The organism is Pseudomonas sp. P4_D7 (assembly GCF_056401755.1).
The window spans coordinates 48,637-66,325 of record NZ_JBFUIR010000024.1 but is presented as its reverse complement, the minus strand read 5'-3'; the positions used below and the strand labels follow the sequence as shown (position 1 = coordinate 66,325).

The 17,689-nt window shown below is 58.5% G+C and carries 21 protein-coding genes and 1 pseudogene; 9 read left to right on the top strand and 13 right to left on the bottom strand.

The window, feature by feature from the left end:
- Positions 1–72: 72 nt before the first annotated feature.
- The 4 genes from AC1DVF_RS16660 to AC1DVF_RS16645 all read right to left on the bottom strand — a co-directional run bounded on the left by AC1DVF_RS16660 (position 73) and on the right by AC1DVF_RS16645 (position 2,398).
- Positions 73–1,236, bottom strand: a complete 1,164-nt coding sequence (locus AC1DVF_RS16660) for an EAL domain-containing protein (protein ID WP_477782805.1) — start codon at positions 1,234–1,236, stop codon at positions 73–75.
- Between the two features lie 123 nt (positions 1,237–1,359).
- Entirely contained in the window at positions 1,360–1,698 is a 339-nt protein-coding gene (locus AC1DVF_RS16655; protein WP_093435122.1) for a hypothetical protein, read from the bottom strand.
- A complete protein-coding gene (locus AC1DVF_RS16650) occupies positions 1,695–2,081 on the bottom strand; it encodes a phage holin family protein (RefSeq protein ID WP_093435120.1) in 387 nt (128 codons plus the stop codon). Before AC1DVF_RS16650 ends, AC1DVF_RS16655 begins: the two co-directional genes overlap by 4 nt.
- 2 nt (positions 2,082–2,083) lie before the next feature.
- Positions 2,084–2,398 (bottom strand): ElaB/YgaM/YqjD family protein, encoded by a 315-nt coding sequence (locus AC1DVF_RS16645; RefSeq protein WP_007908653.1) that lies wholly within the window; start codon positions 2,396–2,398, stop codon positions 2,084–2,086.
- A 305-nt stretch (positions 2,399–2,703) separates the two neighbouring features.
- Between AC1DVF_RS16645 and AC1DVF_RS16640 the strand changes: the two genes are divergently transcribed.
- Positions 2,704–3,912 carry an ammonium transporter gene (locus AC1DVF_RS16640; protein WP_095048442.1) on the top strand — a complete coding sequence of 403 codons (1,209 nt, stop codon included), beginning with the start codon at positions 2,704–2,706 and terminating at the stop codon, positions 3,910–3,912.
- On the opposite strand, the gene AC1DVF_RS16635 is transcribed toward AC1DVF_RS16640, so the two are convergent.
- A complete protein-coding gene (locus AC1DVF_RS16635; RefSeq protein WP_477782804.1) occupies positions 3,909–5,621 on the bottom strand; it encodes a cation:proton antiporter in 1,713 nt (570 codons plus the stop codon). The genes AC1DVF_RS16640 and AC1DVF_RS16635 overlap by 4 nt on opposite strands.
- 207 nt (positions 5,622–5,828) lie before the next feature.
- On the opposite strand from AC1DVF_RS16635, the gene AC1DVF_RS16630 reads away from it, so the two are divergent.
- From AC1DVF_RS16630 to AC1DVF_RS16620, 3 genes are all read left to right on the top strand, one after another.
- The gene (locus tag AC1DVF_RS16630; RefSeq protein ID WP_093435113.1) at positions 5,829–6,065 is read left to right on the top strand and encodes a glutaredoxin family protein; all 237 of its coding nucleotides are present in this window, start codon (positions 5,829–5,831) and stop codon (positions 6,063–6,065) included.
- 112 nt (positions 6,066–6,177) lie between these two features.
- The gene (locus AC1DVF_RS16625; RefSeq protein ID WP_093435111.1) at positions 6,178–6,495 is read left to right on the top strand and encodes a transcriptional regulator; all 318 of its coding nucleotides are present in this window, start codon (positions 6,178–6,180) and stop codon (positions 6,493–6,495) included.
- 70 nt (positions 6,496–6,565) lie between these two features.
- Positions 6,566–7,456 (top strand): pseudouridine synthase, encoded by an 891-nt coding sequence (locus tag AC1DVF_RS16620; RefSeq protein ID WP_093435109.1) that lies wholly within the window; start codon positions 6,566–6,568, stop codon positions 7,454–7,456.
- A gap of 80 nt (positions 7,457–7,536) precedes the next feature.
- On the opposite strand, the gene AC1DVF_RS16615 is transcribed toward AC1DVF_RS16620, so the two are convergent.
- Positions 7,537–7,758 carry a YgdI/YgdR family lipoprotein gene (locus AC1DVF_RS16615; protein ID WP_007908660.1) on the bottom strand — a complete coding sequence of 74 codons (222 nt, stop codon included), beginning with the start codon at positions 7,756–7,758 and terminating at the stop codon, positions 7,537–7,539.
- 78 nt (positions 7,759–7,836) lie between these two features.
- Entirely contained in the window at positions 7,837–8,439 is a 603-nt protein-coding gene (gene mobA / locus AC1DVF_RS16610) for a molybdenum cofactor guanylyltransferase MobA (protein ID WP_427120472.1), read from the bottom strand.
- A gap of 81 nt (positions 8,440–8,520) precedes the next feature.
- Here mobA and moaB point away from each other — a divergent pair, with 81 nt between their 5' ends.
- Together moaB and AC1DVF_RS16600 are read left to right on the top strand one after the other, a co-directional pair.
- Positions 8,521–9,060, top strand: coding sequence for a molybdenum cofactor biosynthesis protein B (moaB, locus tag AC1DVF_RS16605; RefSeq protein WP_093435105.1), 540 nt, complete (start codon positions 8,521–8,523; stop codon positions 9,058–9,060).
- The gene (locus AC1DVF_RS16600) at positions 9,044–10,270 is read left to right on the top strand and encodes a molybdopterin molybdotransferase MoeA (protein WP_460129682.1); all 1,227 of its coding nucleotides are present in this window, start codon (positions 9,044–9,046) and stop codon (positions 10,268–10,270) included. The genes moaB and AC1DVF_RS16600 overlap by 17 nt, the downstream gene beginning before the upstream one ends.
- Before the next feature lie 61 nt (positions 10,271–10,331).
- Here the strand turns inward: AC1DVF_RS16600 and AC1DVF_RS16595 are convergent, their stop codons facing one another.
- A complete protein-coding gene (locus AC1DVF_RS16595; RefSeq protein WP_460131169.1) occupies positions 10,332–10,640 on the bottom strand; it encodes a hypothetical protein in 309 nt (102 codons plus the stop codon).
- A gap of 312 nt (positions 10,641–10,952) precedes the next feature.
- Between AC1DVF_RS16595 and yegS the strand changes: the two genes are divergently transcribed.
- On the top strand, positions 10,953–11,870 hold the full coding sequence (yegS, locus tag AC1DVF_RS16590; protein ID WP_477782803.1) for a lipid kinase YegS: 918 nt from the start codon (positions 10,953–10,955) through the stop codon (positions 11,868–11,870).
- Here yegS and AC1DVF_RS16585 read toward each other — a convergent pair.
- From AC1DVF_RS16585 to AC1DVF_RS16575, 3 genes are all read right to left on the bottom strand, one after another.
- Positions 11,854–12,513 carry a response regulator gene (locus AC1DVF_RS16585; RefSeq protein WP_093435094.1) on the bottom strand — a complete coding sequence of 220 codons (660 nt, stop codon included), beginning with the start codon at positions 12,511–12,513 and terminating at the stop codon, positions 11,854–11,856. The two genes, yegS and AC1DVF_RS16585, sit on opposite strands and share 17 nt — an antisense overlap.
- The gene (locus tag AC1DVF_RS16580) at positions 12,510–13,403 is read right to left on the bottom strand and encodes a sensor histidine kinase (protein WP_093435091.1); all 894 of its coding nucleotides are present in this window, start codon (positions 13,401–13,403) and stop codon (positions 12,510–12,512) included. The genes AC1DVF_RS16585 and AC1DVF_RS16580 overlap by 4 nt, the downstream gene beginning before the upstream one ends.
- 487 nt (positions 13,404–13,890) lie before the next feature.
- Positions 13,891–14,358, bottom strand: a complete 468-nt coding sequence (locus AC1DVF_RS16575) for a hypothetical protein (RefSeq protein ID WP_093435088.1) — start codon at positions 14,356–14,358, stop codon at positions 13,891–13,893.
- A gap of 454 nt (positions 14,359–14,812) precedes the next feature.
- Here AC1DVF_RS16575 and AC1DVF_RS16570 point away from each other — a divergent pair.
- Together AC1DVF_RS16570 and AC1DVF_RS16565 are read left to right on the top strand one after the other, a co-directional pair.
- Positions 14,813–15,718, top strand: a pseudogene (locus tag AC1DVF_RS16570) (chemotaxis protein CheV); the annotation flags it as partial.
- A 104-nt stretch (positions 15,719–15,822) separates the two neighbouring features.
- On the top strand, positions 15,823–16,629 hold the full coding sequence (locus tag AC1DVF_RS16565; protein WP_093435085.1) for an MOSC domain-containing protein: 807 nt from the start codon (positions 15,823–15,825) through the stop codon (positions 16,627–16,629).
- A gap of 71 nt (positions 16,630–16,700) precedes the next feature.
- Here the strand turns inward: AC1DVF_RS16565 and ppnP are convergent, their stop codons facing one another.
- On the bottom strand, positions 16,701–16,985 hold the full coding sequence (ppnP, locus tag AC1DVF_RS16560) for a pyrimidine/purine nucleoside phosphorylase (RefSeq protein WP_003226701.1): 285 nt from the start codon (positions 16,983–16,985) through the stop codon (positions 16,701–16,703).
- 105 nt (positions 16,986–17,090) lie between these two features.
- On the bottom strand, positions 17,091–17,633 hold the full coding sequence (locus AC1DVF_RS16555) for a 3'-5' exonuclease (RefSeq protein ID WP_093435082.1): 543 nt from the start codon (positions 17,631–17,633) through the stop codon (positions 17,091–17,093).
- Positions 17,634–17,689: the final 56 nt, after the last annotated feature.

The window sequence follows — 17,689 nt, the reverse complement described above, 5'->3', positions numbered from 1 at the left end:
GATTCTCTCCGTCAGGTGACTGGGGGCGTTGGCCCCTAGCTTCCCGGTTCACGTCCGCCCCTGCAAGCGGAACTACAGTCCGGCGGCGTCAATGTCGATCAGCAGCAAACGTTCACCGTTGTCGAAAAACTGCCCGGCTGTCAGGCAGTACTGATTGCTGGTGGCATCGCGGTAGGTATTGGAGAGCGTCAAGCGCCGCTCCTCCCAACCTTCGGCGAGCAAATGATAGAAGTACGGGCGCCACGACCAGTTGTGCCCCAGATAGCGATTGTCGGCGACCCAGCCATGCTGCCGCCATTCCAGATTGGGCGTCAGTTGCGTGCCGTGGCGATCGCATTGATAAAACCGCAGCAGCCAGGGGAAGGCGTCCAGTTGCGGCAAAGCGCTCAAAGGGGCATGGGCCTGAGCCCAGGCTTGCAGGATCGACATCAGTTCAGCGAGTTGCTGGCGCATTTGCATCAGCCGCCCGCGCTCCACGAGTTTCTGCCGGACATAGCGCTGGCGCAGCTCGGCGAAGCGTTGGACGAACGCGTCACTGGGGAAAAACGCCTCCTGTGCCCGCGCGAACAGGAATCCCTGCACATAGCGCGATCCGCATTCCAGGGCGAAATTCAACTGTGCTTCGGTCTCGACGCCTTCGGCGATGATCCAACAACCGGTCTTCTCGGCCATCTGCGCCAGGGCCTTGACCACGTCGCTGCTCGGCCCACCCAGTGCCGCAGCCTGGAACAGCCGCATATCAAGTTTGAGAATGTCCGGTTGCAACGCCAGCACCCGATCGAGTTGCGAGTAGCCGGCGCCAAAGTCATCGATAGCAATCCTCGCTCCGGCCTCGCGATAGCGCGCGACGACTTCGGCCAGACGTTGACCATTGCCGCCCAGTTCGGTGATCTCGAAGACGATGCGTTGCGGATCGATACCGTAGCGCGCCAATTGTTTGAGGCTGGGCAGGGCTTGATCGGCGCGCAGGCGACTGATCCAGCGTGGCGACATGTTCAGGCTGAGAAACCAGTCTGCCGGCGCTTCATGCAAGCGGCTCAAGGCGTTATCGCGGATCTGCCGGTCGAGACGGCGCAGGGCAATGGCGGGCGTGCGCGGGTCGGCGAATAGAGGCCCAACCGAGTTCAGTTGACAGTCGGCCTGGCGCAGGCGCCCCAGCGCTTCGACGCCGGCAATGCGTCCGGTGGCGGTATCGATGAAAGGCTGAAAGCAGGCGAGCGGTTGCCCGTCGATCACGGGGCCTCCTTAGTGGTTCTTGTTCTGGTGAACCCCGCCGACCGGGTAGGCGCGCGGGATTGAACCTCCGGATAAAGAGGTTCATCCCGCCGACAGTGCAAGAATGTAGCCAGATGTATCTGTTTAGCGTTTCGCCGAGCTCTGCATCACCAGTTTGATCAGCGGCCCGAGGCTGGTGCCGAGCCGGATCAAGCGGGTCAGGCCACCGACACCGCCGCTTTTCGCGCCTTTGCCAGTGATGAATCCCAATAGCGTAACGGCGGCCACGCCCCACAAAGGCGCGTGTTTGATGCCGAAACCACCTTGCAGGTTTTGCGACATGCCGCGCATGCGCTGCAGAGGCTGCAACACTTGCCCGGCTTCATGTCGGATTTCCTGACGATGCATTTCCATGCGCAGGCGGATCAACGCCTTGCGCATTTCCCGACGCGAGCTGTTGTGTGGCAGTTCAGGCAGGCTCATGGCAGCAGGCGCTCCCGGTCGTTGGCCAGCTCTTCGAGCGTGCCGTGGAAAGGCGAAGACTCATCGAAGATCGCAGCCTTGAGGCGCAGCGCGCAGAAGATCGAGGCCAGGGTATAGAACACGCACAGGCCAATGATCGCAGCAAGGCGATAAGTGTCCCAGAACACAATCATCACCAGTGTCGATAAGCCCACCAGTAATAACAGGGCAAAGACCAACGCCAGGCCTGCGAACAGTAACAGGCTGACGGTACGTGATTTCTGCTCCTGCAATTCAATGCCGAACAATTCGACATGGCTGTGCAGCAGACCGAGAACGGCGGCGCCCAGGCGTCGCGTGGAAGAGGCGGTGCCCGCAGCCGGGCCGGATTCACCGATCGACATAATCAGCGCCGGGTAGCCAACAGGCCGATCAGGAAGCCGACACCGGCGGCAATACCGACGGACTGCCAAGGGTTGGCCGAGACGTAATCTTCGGTGGCAGTGACCGCCGCCTGACCGCGATCACGCAAGGTTTCTTCGGTCAGTTTCAAGGTTTCGCGGGCGCGCAGCAGGCTGTCGTGAATCTGCTCGCGCAGCTCATCGGCCTGATCGCCGGCCAGGGTGGCGGTGTGCTCGAGCAAGCGCTCGGTGTCGGCGACCAAAGTCTGGAAGTCGTTCATCAGGATTTCTTGAGCGGTCTTTGCCTTGATGCTGGCCATGGGTGGATCTCCGTAAGTGACGTCTGAAGCGTTCGAGTATGAGCCTTGCGCGAAGGTTCAGTACAAATGACTGGTACAACTTTTGCTGTGTCGTGGTGCGTTCCCCGGCGGTTGTGCGCTGTTGCCGGGCGTGCGCCTCGAGAAACCTTATCCCAAACAAGCCCGGTTCGTGTCAGGACATCGATCTCGTGCGCCAAAGCGGTTCGTCGGACCTTCGGATCTGTGACTGCGTGGTCGCAACTTGGTGCATGAAATGTGCGCATGAACCGCTTTGGTGCCTTTTTCGCCTTTAGGTCTGCCTGCTTATGGAAAATCTGCAAAGCGCTGTGGACACCCTGGTTCACAGTTCCAATACCTTGTTCATTCTGATCGGTGCGGTGATGGTGCTGGCAATGCATGCCGGTTTCGCCTTTCTGGAAGTCGGCACGGTGCGCCAGAAAAACCAAGTCAATGCACTGTCGAAAATTCTCAGTGATTTCGCCGTCTCGACCCTGGCCTATTTCTTTATAGGCTATTGGATTTCCTATGGCGTGACCTTTATGCAGCCGGCGGCGGTACTGAGTGCCGATCACGGTTATGGACTGGTGAAGTTTTTCTTCCTGCTGACTTTTGCCGCAGCGATCCCGGCGATCATTTCCGGCGGTATCGCCGAGCGCGCGCGTTTCGTGCCGCAGTTGTGCGCCACGGCCTTGATTGTCGCGTTCATCTACCCCTTTTTCGAGGGCATGATCTGGAACGGCAACTACGGTTTGCAAGCGTGGCTGACGGCACAGTTCGGTGCCGCTTTCCATGACTTTGCCGGTTCCGTGGTGGTGCACGCCATGGGCGGTTGGCTGGCGCTGGCGGCGGTATTGCTGCTGGGGCCGCGTAATGGCCGTTATCGCGACGGTCGTTTGGTGGCGTTCGCACCGTCGAGCATTCCCTTTCTGGCCTTGGGTTCGTGGATTCTGATTGTCGGCTGGTTCGGCTTCAACGTGATGAGCGCGCAGACGCTGCAAGGCGTCAGCGGTCTGGTTGCGGTCAACTCGTTGATGGCGATGGTCGGCGGCACCATGGCGGCGCTGCTCGTCGGACGTAATGACCCGGGCTTCCTGCATAACGGTCCATTGGCCGGTCTGGTGGCGATCTGTGCCGGGTCGGATCTGATGCATCCGGTCGGCGCGCTGGTGACTGGCGCGATCGCCGGTGCACTGTTTGTCTGGTGCTTTACCGCCGCCCAGGTGAAATGGCGCATCGACGATGTCTTGGGTGTGTGGCCATTGCACGGGTTGTGCGGCGTGTGGGGCGGGATTGCCTGCGGGATTTTCGGCCAGACTGCGCTCGGCGGTATTGGCGGCGTCAGCTTGATCAGCCAGTTGATCGGCACCGCGCTGGGTGTTGCGGTGGCGCTGATCGGTGGCTTCGCTGTGTACGGCGTGATCAAGGCGCTGCACGGGCTGCGCCTGAGTCAGGAACAAGAGTATTACGGCGCCGACCTGTCGCTGCACAAGATCGGCGCGGTAAGTCAGGATTAAGTCTCGGCATCGTCGCTACCGGGATAAAAACCGTGAAGCAGGCGATACCGGTCGATGCGCACCTGATCGACTTTTTCCTGCACCTGATGCGCCGGCAAGCCGAGCATGATCAAGGCGTGAGAGGCGAGCATCAGGCTCGATTCCAACAGTTCCGGCACCACTTCGGTGGCGCCGGCGGCTTTCAGTTCGGCCCACTGGCTGTCGTCGCGGGTACGCACCAGTATCGGTACGTGGGCGTTGAGCCGACGTGCTTCCTTGAGGATACGCAGGGCAATGTCGCTCTGATCCACAGCAACCACCAACAGTCTGGCGCGTAGCAGGCCCACGGCGTTCAGCAGGTCGCCGCGCGACGAGTCGCCGTAATGCACGTCGCTTTCTCCACTGGCGGCTTCCTGTACCCGCACCGGGTCATTGTCCAGCGCAATAAAAGGCTGCTTGGCGTTGCGCATGAAACGACCGATGGATTGGCCGACGCGGCCGTAGCCGCAAATCACCACATGCTGGTTGAGGTCGGCGTTGAGGGCGCTGATCTCTTCGATTTGCGCCTCCTGATTGGGTTTGCGGTGCAGCACTGCTGCGATGCGTGGCGCTGCGCGCAGCAACAGGGGCGTCAACAACATCGAGCAGAACGTCGCTGCGAGCAGCAGGTCGCTCAGTGCTTCGGGCATCATGCTGTGTTGCTGCATCTGTGCCATCAGGGCGAAGCAGAACTCGCCCCCCTGGGCCAGCGCCAGACCGCTGCGCCATGCTGTTTCGCTGTCACTGCCGCGCCACTTCACCAGCAAGGCCACGACGATACCCTTGATCACCATCAAACCGACGGTGAGCCCGAGGATCAGCAGGCTGTGACTGACGAACAGTTGCAGGTCGATGAGCATGCCGATGCTGACGAAAAACACCCCGAGCAGAATGTCGCGGAACGGCCGGATATCCGCCTCGATCTGGTGTCGATAGTGGCTTTCACCGAGCAGCATGCCGGCCAGAAATGCACCAAGGGCAGGGGACAGCCCCAGCAGGTGCGTCAGCCACGCGGTCAACAGCACAATCACCAGCGCCAGCAGCACGAACAATTCTGCCGAGCGTGACGCGGCCACTTCATGAAACAGCCTCGGCAGTAACCAGCGACTGGCCAGCAGCAGACCGACAAACAGCACCACGGTTTTTGCCAGGGTCAAAGGCAACGCCCAGTACCAGACTTGCTCGCTGCTGCCGGCAAACACCGGCACCAACGTCAGCAGCAATACCGCGATAACGTCCTGAAACAGCAAAACGCCGACAGCATTCTGGCCATGACTGCTGAACACCTCGCCGAGGCTGCCCAATTCTTTGGTCACAATCGCCGTTGAGGACAGCGAAAGCCCGGCACCGAGCAACAGCGCCGGCGTCATCGGCATGCCCAACAGCATCAGCAGCAAACCGAGCAGCGCGGTGCTGATCAGCACCTGCTGGCTGCCGAGACGAAACACCACCTGGCGCAGGGCGATCATCTTCGACAGGGAGAACTCCAGGCCCAGTGAAAACAACAGAAACACCACGCCCAACTCGGCTACGTCAGGCAAGTGTTCGCTTTCGTTGACCCAGTCGAAGGCACTCGGCCCGACCAGCAGTCCGACGCACAGGTAACCCAGAACCGGTGGCAACCGCAGGCGACGGAACAGGGCAATGACCACGAGGGACGAGGCGAGGATGATCAACAGATTGGCAAACACTGGACACTCCGATGGCAGATCAGGCTTTTCAAGCGTAGAGGCAAAAAGACCGGGAGGATCGCGCAAATGATTTTTCTGTGGACTGATTTGCGTCAGGGTTTTGCCTGTGACCCTTTGTTGAGGGGCTGGAGCCTTTGGGCGGCGCTGGCTCGACGGGTTTTCAGGTGCGGCCTAGAATAGGCCCACTCATTTTTTGGTTGAGCAATCATGCCTCCTGAATGTCAGCTGTTCGGCACCCTTGGATGCCATTTGTGTGAAGTCGCCGAGGCCGAGTTGATGCCTTTTGTCGAGCACGGCTTGCTGGTGGAACTGGTCGACATCGCTGAAGACGAATCCTGGTTCGAGGCTTATAGCCTGCGGATTCCGGTGTTGCGCCGTGTCGACAGCGGGGCTGAGCTGGACTGGCCATTCAGCGCTGATGAGGTCGTCGCGTTTCTGGGTTAATCCGCATTTTCTGGTTTATCCCGCCGGTCGCTACTGCCATGCATTCCTTGGCATTTTGCGGTTTCATCGGTTACTGTATGTTCATACAGTAAATGCGTCAGAGGGATGAACCGTGGTCAATGTCGAACAGTTGAAAAACAGCGTGAACCGGATGTCGGTTGACGTGGTGCGCGAGGCCGTTCTCGAATTGCGCCTGGACGGGCTGGTCACGGAAGGCAAGACGCCGTTCAACAAGCTGCATTTCAACACTTGCTTTGCCGAAATCGAGGCCTTGTTTCAGCGTGCCGGTTACCACAAGCAACTGGATGTGGTCGGTTATCAGGGGCTGCTCTACGCCTTGTACGATCCGGGGCGCTGGGAGGCAGTTGATGTATTGCGCTGGCTCAAGGAATTCACTGACGCCGCAGCGCTGAAAACAATTCCGGCCTGAACATTCTGCGCTAGGTTCGTTTCCCTCAGTGCTGGATAATGCCGCCCTGCATTGAGGGTCCGATTTTCGTATGTCCACATCTACATTTTCCGCTGCTCAGAATCAGGCGAGCACACTTTATCTGCCGCCCGGTAAATGGCTGACCGTACTCGATTGTCTATGCGAGCATTTCAGCGCCATTGACCGTGAGCAATGGCTGGACCGCATCGCTCGGGGACGTGTGCTGGACGGCCATGGCCAGCCGATCCCGGTGGACTTGCCTTACAAGGAAGGTCTGCGGATTCATTATTTTCGCGAAGTGCCGGACGAGAAGCCGATCCCGGTAGTCGAGTCGATTCTGTATGCAGACGAACATCTGGTGGTGGCTGACAAACCGCATTTTCTGCCGGTGACGCCCGCCGGCGAATACGTTGAGCAAACCCTGTTGCGCAGGCTGATTCATCGCCTGGACAATCCTCACTTGGTGCCGCTGCACCGCATCGACCGGCATACGGCGGGACTGGTGATTTTCTCGGCCAATCCGCAAACCCGATCGGCTTATCAGTCGCTGTTCCCCACGCGGCAGATCGACAAGCGTTATGAGGCCATCGCTCCGGCACTGCCCGATCTGAATTTCCCCTTGGTGCACAAAAGCCGTCTGGTCGATGGCGAACCGTTTTTCCGCATGCAGGAAGGCGTGGGTGCCAGTAATACCGAAACGGCGGTGGAGGTTCGGGAAAAGCATGGCGATCTGTGGCGCTATGGTTTGTTTCCGGTGACTGGCAAGAAACATCAACTGCGCGTCCACATGACTGCGCTGGGGGCGAGCATCTGCAACGATCCGTTCTATCCGCAGGTGTTGAAAGACGTCGAGGATGACTATGCCAATCCGTTGAAGCTGCTGGCGCAAGGCTTGCGGTTTATCGACCCGGTGACCGGTGAGGAGCGCGAATTCGAGAGCCGGATCACCTTGCAGTGGTGATATCGACTTCACTTTTCGAGCGCCCATGAAAAAGCCCGCAATCAATGCGGGCTTTTCTGTATCCGGTGTCGATCCAGAGCTTACAGCTCTTTAACGGTACGAACCTGATCCTTGTTGATGCGGGTTTCTTTGCCGTCCAGCTGTTTGAACTCGTAGAAGCCCGAATCGTCATCGTATTTCGGGGTGTCGACGGCCTGGATTTCGCGACCGTCATTCAAGGTGATCACTGTAGGCGACGAGCAACCGGCGAGGGTGGCAAGGCCCAGTGCGAGCATGAAAGTGGCGAGGGTCCGTTGAGTCATGGGTGTGTCTCCGAATGGGAATTCTTTTGGTTACTGAGCTTGAGACGTATACAAGGCGTGAGAGTTCCTTGAATGGTGTCAGTCTGACACAGTGTTATGGGAATTTAACAGTTCGGGGGTGTTCAGGTTGGCCAGCCGCGGGTCGTTGTCAGGGCACTCCAGGGCAGTGGCGCCGAGACCGCGCATGACCCGGCCGGGGCTGCGTTCACCGGCATTCCAGGCATCTTCGAAAGCCGTTAGAAGAGCCACCGGAATCACACACAGCAAGGGTTCCCAATGCTCGTCATGGCGCAACATTAAAGGTTTTTCAGGATGCTGATTGGCAGTCTCGCGCATGCTTTGCAGCAGCGCGGCGTCAATTCGCGGAACGTCGCACGGCAAAACCAGCAGGTGGCTATGGCGCGCCGCTTTCAGACCGGCACGAATACCCGCCAATGGCCCCGGAAAATCGCCCTCGTCATCGACCACCAATTGATCGGCAAACGGTGCGTAACGCTCGCGGTTGCGGTTGCAGGAGATGATCAGGTCGTCAGTCAGCCCGCGTACCCTACGCTGCAAATGTGCAATCAAAGGTTCGCCCAGCCACTCGACCAGGCCTTTGTCCTGACCGCCCATGCGTTGGCCGCGCCCGCCTGCCAGGAGCAGAATGGAGCAGGGGGGCAATTGCGAATCGCGGGTCATGGCAGCTCTCCAGAGGGGCGGCGAAAAAATAGGGCGCTGTGATATAACACCGGGCTGTTTCTCCTACAACTGGACGAGCCTATGAAAGCCAAGGCTGATGTACCTTTCGTGCCGCTCAATATTGCGGTGCTGACAGTCAGTGACACCCGAACTCTGGAAACCGACACCTCAGGCCAGGTCTTCGTCGATCGCTTGACGGCGGCGGGCCACCGTTTGGCGGAGCGGGTTTTGCTCAAAGATGACCTCTACAAAATTCGCGCGCAAGTCGCCACCTGGATTGCCGACGATGTCGTGCAGGTCGTGCTGATCACCGGCGGTACCGGATTTACCGGTCGCGACAGCACGCCGGAAGCGGTTGCCTGCCTGCTGGATAAACAGGTCGACGGGTTTGGAGAGTTGTTCCGGCAGATTTCGGTAGCCGATATCGGTACCTCGACAGTTCAGTCCCGTGCGCTGGCCGGTTTGGCCAACGGCACGCTGGTGTGCTGTTTGCCAGGTTCGACCAATGCCGTACGCACCGGTTGGGATGGCATCCTGGGCGAGCAGTTGGACGCGCGTCATCGCCCGTGCAACTTCGTGACTCATTTGAAGCAGGCAGCGCCTTGTGAATCCCGTGGGTAAGCCGGGCAAGACCGGAGCGCTGATGCCGGTCGAGCTGGCGCTGGAGCGCCTGCTCGACATGGCCGAGGCGTCGCCGATTGTCGAGCATGAGTATTTGCCGCTGGCTCAGGTTCAGGGGCGTGTGCTGGGCGAAGACCTGATTTCGACGCTGGATCTGCCACCCTGGCCAAACAGCGCCATGGACGGTTATGCGCTGAATCTGGCCGACTGGACGGGCGAACCGATGCCGGTCAGTCAGAAGGTGTTTGCCGGGCAATCCCCCGAACCGCTGAAGCCGGGCACCTGTGCACGGATCTTCACCGGGGCGCCGGTGCCCGCGGGCGCTGATTGCGTGGAAATGCAGGAAAACGCTGAGGTTCAAACCGATGAACGGGTGCGTTTCCTTGAACCGATGAAGGCCGGGCAGAACATTCGCCCGCAAGGTCAGGAAACCACAGTCGGTGAACTGATCCTGCCCGCCGGAACTCGGCTGGGTCCGATAGAGCAGGGATTAGCCGCATCGTTGGGCTGCGCCGGATTGAAGGTCGTGCGCAAGGTTCGTGTTGCGGTGATTTCCACTGGCGATGAATTGGTCGAGCCGGGCCAGGCCCTGGGGCCGGGACAGATATACAACAGCAATCGAGTGTTGCTGTGCAGTTGGCTGCAACGACTGGGTTGTGAAGTGATCGATGCCGGTATTCTTCCGGATGATTTGGCCACTACCCGCACCCGTCTGGGGGAGTTGCAGGATGTTGACCTGATTCTTTCCACCGGTGGCGTGTCGGTGGGTGAGGCGGATTTTTTGGGTGTCGCATTGCGTGAAGAGGGCGAGCTTGCCCTTTGGAAGCTGGCGATCAAACCCGGAAAACCGCTAACTTTTGGCCATTTCCGCAACGTGCCGGTCATTGGCTTGCCAGGCAACCCTGCGTCGACACTGGTGACCTTTGCGCTGCTCACTCGGCCTTATCTGTTACGCCGTCAGGGCGTTCGGGTCGTCGAGCCGCTGAAGTTCACCGTGCCAGCGGGGTTTGACTGGCCGGTGGCAGGCAATCGGCGTGAGTACCTGCGAGGCCGCCTTGAGCAAGGACGGGCGACTGTCTACCGCAACCAGAGCTCAGGTGTACTGCGTAGCGCCGCGTGGGCAGATGGATTGGTCGAAGTGCTGGAAGGTCGCACGCTGAGCATCGGAGACGAAGTGGTCTTCATCCCGCTGAGTGACTTGCTCGACTGATCGCTATCTCGTAAATGCAGGCGTCGGCTGACTCAGGCGGCGCCTGCAATGACTGATTCAATTAATTGCTGATCAATGTCACAAGCTGATCGAATCGGCTATTGGCCACCCAGCCCAGCAAACCCAGCACTACCGCTGTTGCACCCGCCGAGTACGCAAGCCGGTGTTTGATCGTTCGGACATCACCGCGAATTTCGTCCATGTCCCGTCGAAGGTATTTGAGATGGGTTTCCAGCTCGGTAACACGGGGTTCCATATCAACTTCTCCAGTGGTTCTGCCGCTGTTTTTGAAATCGGACTTGTGATTCGCGCGACTTTCGACAATCGGTCCAACCGGGCTCATGGGTATTCTCGCTTCATGACCAGGCATGGAAGCATCCACCGATTGTTTCAACTGTTTGCTTGCAACCTTTTCCAGCTCTCGAACCGGCAAGAGCCCATAGGGTGTATCCACTCATTACATGCACGTCCTTGTGTGTTGGATTGAAAATCGATACCGCCAACACACGGTGACGCAATGCTCGAACCGGGTCAATTAAGCCGATTCCGCATGTTTTGTAAGAAAAGGTACCGCTGTGTAGGACGTCCGGCGCCAGGAGGCTGAATTAATTACGGGTATGACGGCTTTTTTGCGTGCGCCAGTGGTCAACATGTCTTAACCGATCGATTTGGGAGTGATGTTATGAGTGAACGCCGGGCGCTGTTGATTCTGCATGGCAAGCAGGCACTCAACGAGGCGGTACGCACCGCTGTCGAGGACAAGCGCAAGCAAGGCTGGGAGCTGGCCGTGCGTCTGACTTGGGAGGCAGGGGACGCACAGCGCTGGGTAGAACAAGCCTTGGCCGACGGCTACACGAAAATCATTGCCGGGGGCGGCGATGGCACCTTGCGCGATATCGCCGAAGCGCTCGCCGCGCATCCTGGCAAAGCCAGCCTCGTACTCCTGCCTTTGGGCACTGCCAACGATTTTTCCCGTGCCGCCGGCGTACCACTGGAGCCTGCCGAAGCCCTTGAGCTGCTCGATGTGCCACCGCGCGCCATCGATCTGGGTGAAGTGGGCGGGCAGATTTTTCTCAACATGGCCACCGGTGGTTTCGGCAGCCAGGTCACGGCCAATACCTCCGAGGACTTGAAAAAAGTACTTGGCGGTGCTGCCTATCTGTTCACTGGCTTGTCACGATTCAGCGAGCTGCATGCCGCTTACGGCGAACTTCAGGGGCCGGATTTTCACTGGCGTGGCGAGCTGTTGGCACTGGGTATCGGCAATGGCCGACAGGCCGGCGGTGGACACGTATTGTGCCCGGAGGCGCTGGCCGATGATGGCTTGCTGGATATCAGCATTCTGCCGGCGCCCCAAGAGTTGGTGGGCACCTTGAAGACGCTGCTCAGCGATGGTTTCGGGATCGACAACATGTTTGTTCGCACCCGTTTGCCATGGGTCGAAATCAAGTTGGCCGAGGGGCTGTGCATCAATCTTGATGGCGAACCGCTCGAAGGTGACAGCATGCGATTCGAGGCGCGTCCGGCGGCGTTGCGCGTGCATTTGCCGGAACATTCTCCCTTGTTGAGTAGCGCCGGGCTGGTCAGTCGTCCAGGCTGATGATCTGCTCACGCACGGCGAACAGCACCAGACCCGCCACGTCGTAGATTTGCAGTCGCTTCATGATCTGTGAACGGTGGGTCTCGACAGTCTTGATGCTCAGGCCCAGGCCATTGGCGATTTCCCGGGTGGATTTTCCGCGCACGATCAAGCGCAGGATTTCCAGTTGGCGCGCGGTCAGATTGTGCGAGTCGGCTGCCTCCGGCTGCTGCTTCTGATTACGGGTCAGCGCCTGATTGATGACGGTATGGGCGATGGCCGGGCTCAGGTAGCGCTCGTTGTTGCGCAGGGCTTCCAGTGCATGCTCAAGTTCTGTCGCTGTGGTGTCCTTGAGCAGGTAGCCGTGGGCGCCGGATTCCAGCGCCTGCATGATCAGCGCCGGATCGGTGTGCATCGACAGGATCAACACCTTGCTCTGCGGGCGTACCCGCTTGAGCCGTTGCAGGGCTTCCAGGCCACCGGTTTCTTTCATGGAGATATCCAGCAACACGATATCCGGATTCAGTTGCTCGACCATTTCGAGCAGCTGCGAACCGTCATTGGCCTCGCCAATCACCGCGTAACCGGGAATATCCAGCACCAGAGCGCGCACGCCGGCCCTGATCAGCGAGTGGTCATCCACCAGAAGTAAGTTGCAAGTCAACGCATAACCTTATTCGTACTGGCCCGCTCGAGTGCGCGTGGCGCCCACGGGAAGAGTGCTTCGATTTGAGTGCCTTTGCCCGGTTCGCTGATGACGTTCAGGGTGCCACCCAGTTGCTCGATTCGTTCGGCCATCCCGGCCATGCCTCGTTGTCCTTCACGACCCGGGTTGGCCGCCGGGGCGAATCCCAGGCCGTCATCGCTGATCAGCAACGTCAGACCTTTGGGCAGACGTTGCACGCGTATCACCAGATTTTTTGCCTGGGCATGACGCAGGATATTGGTAACAGCCTCTTGGGTAATACGAAAGGCGGCGACTGCCATTTCTTCCGGAATGCCATTGAGCCGCTGCTGGCAATCGAGGCTCCAGTGCACGTTAGTGTTGGCCAATGTCTTGAGCAAGTGCGCACGCAGGCTGGCTTCAAGTCCCAGGCTGGTCAACTGGCGCGGGTTGAGAATGGCTGAAACGTCGCGCACCTTGTTGAGGGTTTCTTCCAGGGTGTCGCACAGCGCGGTGCATTGTTCCTGCAAGTCGTCGGGCATGCGCCGCTTGAGCCATTCGCTTTGCAGTTTGGCGGCCGTCAGCAGTTGGCCGATATCGTCGTGCAGTTCGCGGCTGAGGCGATGACGCTCGTTTTCCTGGACTTCCAGCAAGCGGTCAGCGAGTTCCTGCGGCTGAAACTTGATCGATTTGCGTGACAGTCGATATTGCACCCAGACGCACGCAGTAGCAGCGATATCGAGCAGCAGCAATCCCAGGCAAAGTGGTGTTGAAAGAGCGTAGGTCAGCAAACTGCCGAGCGTGGCCGCGACACACAGTATGAGTGTGAACCGGCGAGCATTTTCGCGGGAGGGTGGCCATGTAGTGATTGACTTGAGGCTGGCGTACATAACGGATGGAGCCAATGGATGTTCGCTGCGGGCAGACCGGCCGGAGGCTGACGGGTCTCTGTCTGAAAATGCTATCAATTATGTTATTGATTTCAACGCGGTTCAGTAAACGTATTGGCCGCCCAATTATCAGTGGATAGCGATCTCTGAGGTCACTGTGCCACTAATTTGAAAGCAACTAATGGGCGGCATAATACCACTTAAGATACCGTTGGTCGCGTTTGCTATATATGTCCATTGAGTCAGGAAATACGTGATATTGGACGCAAGTTCCATAATGGAAAAGTCGATTTGTTGTGTTCGATAGATGTCAGTGTTGCCTGAAGTTGTGCTTGTTTGCACACAGGTAAACCCTGAGGCCGGCAAAAAATATCGGCGTCGGCTTTCAGTGATTATTTAGTTCGACTTGTCGCTGGCAGGTATGAACTATTCAATTGCGACATTCAACGCTTGTGTTCCAAGTGCTTGCGCGGGTACCGAGTGCGGGTCAGGCTTGTCCCGAGTAGGGCAGTTGGGGCAAACGTTTGCCCGTCCGGGGCGGTTGATGGCGGCTTTGGTTGACCTGAAAGGCGAATGCTTCGAGCAACGAAGCCTGCTCACTTTCATCCAGACTCAGTTGCCCTGTCTGCTGATCGACCAGTTCAAGCTGCCAGGCCATCAATGTGAAGCAATCCTGCAAGGCTTGCAGGGCCTGTTCGTGAAGGTCGACGTGATCCTGATTGAGGTTGAGCAGACTGTAAATGTGCAGGGAAAACTCGGAAATTGCCTCCAGCGCCAGGGCTTCAGCCCTGCGTGCGAGTTTCAGCAGAGTACCGAGCATGCACTCGATGGCGTCCTTGTCATTGCTGATCAATTGCAGATGGCTGAGGCATTCTTCGGACTTGGCCAGGAGTTGCTCGGCCTCGACAAGGAATTCGGGGAAGCGTTGTACCCACTCTTTGCGGTCCATTGGCATGCTTATCTCCACAACGTCATGTCTGATGAGGGAATGCCGTGTGTGGCGACGATCGTGAATCGTCGGGAGATCGCGCCCAGACGTGCAAGTGCACAGACTGAGAGGTTCCAGAGGGCTTGTTTCCACTGAACTGCGATCGCACACAATAGCCTGACTCCGTTCATGCAATGAGAATGGCGTCACATTAATGGCTATTGGATATTGCGAATATCAGGTTGGGCCTGATTGTTACTAGGGGAATCCCTTAGACGCGGGAACCTACCGTGCAAACCGAGGTCGCGCCGCAGAGAATGTAGCAGATGAAAATCACCGGGCCAGTAAACCATGATGTTAATGTGACATCAATGCCTGTTCATGGCATTTTTGATGGGGTCGGGTATGGCAATCAAGAACTGCGATTTGCCGCCGATAACCTCACATAGTGAATTCATCAGAACAAGCCCAGGAGTCATTGATGGCCGGCATTCTCGACACGGTAGACCAACGCACGCAACTGGTGGGTGAGAATCGCCTGGAAATTCTCATGTTTCGACTGGCCGGGCGGCAGTTGTTCGCAATCAACGTGTTCAAGGTTCAGGAAGTGCTGCAACTGCCGAAGCTGACCTTGATGCCGCAGCGTCATCCGTTTGTGTGCGGAGTGGTCAATCTGCGCGGTCAGACCTTGCCGGTCATTGACCTGTCGCAGGCGATCGGTATGCGTCCGTTGGTGCCGGGGCCGAACAGCACGATCATCGTCACCGAATACAACCGCTCGGTGCAGGCCTTCCTGGTGGGCGGTGTGGATCGCATCGTCAACATGAACTGGGAAGCCATTCTGCCGCCGCCGACCAGCGCCGGGCGTCAGCACTATCTGACCGCGATCAGCAAGGTCGACGATCAACTGGTGGAAATCATCGACGTCGAGAAAGTCCTCGCCGAAATCGTCCCGTACAACGCCAAGGTCTCGCGTGAAAAACTCGATGATCCGGTGCTCGAGCGCGCCCGTGGCCGTGAAGTGCTGCTGGTCGACGACTCCAACGTCGCGCTTTCGCAATTACGCGACACCCTCGGCCAGCTCGGGGTAAAAATGCACATTGCCAGCGATGGCCTGAAGGCGCTGAACATGCTCAAGGCCTGGGCCGATACCGGCGTGAACATGACCGACAAGCTGCTGATGATCTTTACCGATGCGGAAATGCCGGAAATGGACGGCTATCGTCTGACCACCGAAATTCGCAACGACCCGCGTCTGCGTGGTTTGTACGTGGTGCTGCATACCTCGCTGTCCGGTAGCTTCAACGACTCGATGGTGAAGAAGGTCGGCTGCGWCAACTTCCTCTCCAAATTCCAGCCGGACAAACTGGTCGACGTCGTTCGCCAACCTGACACACCGTTATCGCGAGCAGGCTCACTCCACAGTTATTGCTCTTTGATTCCTGATCAAGCTCGTATAGGGTGGCGTTTTTACCCTCCAGGGAGCTGGCCATGCTGCGTCTGAGCGCGCTTTATCGTTACCCGTTGAAATCCGGCAAAGTCGATGTGCTGCACAGTGTTGATCTCGACAAGCTGGGGCTTGATGGCGATCGACGCTGGATGCTCGTGGACGAGGCCAGCGGGCGCTTTCTGACCCAGCGCGCTGAAGCGAAGATGAGTCAGTTGTCGGCGTTATGGAATGCGCAGGGCGGTCTGACCCTTAGTGCGCCGCAACAGCCTCCCATCGAAATCGCATTGCCGGGCAACAACGCAGAACTGCGCGGCGTGACGATCTGGCGCGATACTTTGCGCGTGCCGGATGCCGGTGATGAGGCGGCCCGTTGGGTCAGCGATTTCATCGGCAAACCGACCCGGCTGGTGCAGGTGCCGCTGGATCGCGCCCGGACCACCCAGGCAGGCTTCGGCAAGGATGACGATCAGGTCGCGTTCGCTGACGGATTTCCGCTGTTGTTGATCGGCGAGGCCTCTTTGCAGGACCTTTCGCAACAGGTCGGACGACCATTGGAAATGCTGCGTTTTCGGCCGAACCTGGTGATCGAAGGCAGTGAGGCTTATGCCGAAGACAGTTGGAAGCGCATTCGCATTGGCGATGTTGAATTCCGCGTGGTCAAGCCGTGTTCGCGTTGTATCCTCACCACCATCGACCCGCAAACCGGTGAGCGCAGTGCCGACCGCGAACCTCTGGCCACCTTGCAGAAATACCGCGCCGAAGCCGATGGTGCGATGTTCGGCCAGAATCTGGTCAACGACAACAATGGCCGACTCGAAGTCGGCATGCCGGTGGAGATTCTCGAATAATCCGTCTCTGAAACGAAAATGCCCGTGTCCTTGGACACGGGCATTTTTTTATCGCAGTGAAAGCCGTGGGTTTAGCCGCGGTACTCGCACAGGTAAGCGGTGTCGACCGCAACTTTCAGCTGGAACTTGCTGTTGGCCGGGACGTTGAACTGGCTGCCGGCGGCGAAGGTTTCCCAGTCGCTGCTGTCGGGCAGTTTGACGGTCAGTGCGCCGGAAACCACATGCATGATTTCACGCTGAGCGGTGCCGAATTCGTATTCGCCCGGGGCCATGACGCCGATGGTCGCCGGACCTTCAGCGGTGCCAAAGGCGATCGACTTGACGGTGCCGTCGAAGTACTCGTTGACTTTAAACATGGGCGATTCCTCGAAAAGGGTTAGAAATTGGAGGCGGCCAGTATGCACAAGGCTTTTCGCGCCGTCACCTGCCCGGCGTCTGTCTGGTGAGTTCTCGAATTGACCCTAGAGTGGCAACACCAGTGGCAACAACCGCGCGGTGTTGCGCGCATCTTCCAGTGCCCGATGCTGCTGGCCGCTGAACTGCATGCCGGCCAATTGCAGCGCACCGTTGAGGCCTAATGGACGCTCCAGGCGCCGGGCCTTGGCGAAGCGTTGTTTGAGGTTCATGTGCGGCACCTTGCTCAAGCCACTGTCGATTTGCAGACGCTGCCATTCCTGCAACAACTGCTTGCGGTCGTAATCACCCCAACTGGCCCAGCCTTCAAGGCGTGTCTGATGTTGCGCGAGCCAGCGTTCGAACGCCGGCCAGACTTCGGTCAGCACTTGCGCCGAGTCGATATTGGCTTGGGTGATGTGTGTCAGTTCACGACAGAAAGGCGTGAGCAACGGCCGTCGCGTCGGTTTGACGAAACGCTGGAAGTGATCCTGCTCGCGCCCGGCGCGATCGACCAGGGTGGCGCCGATCTCGATAATTTCCATTTCGGTGACTGGCCAGCCACCCTCATCGGTGGTGGCTTCCAGATCTATGACCAGCCAGTGAGGCATCGCAGGGTTCCTGATTTCCGCGTTCTGATAACTCAGAGCGTAGTCAAAACCCGCAC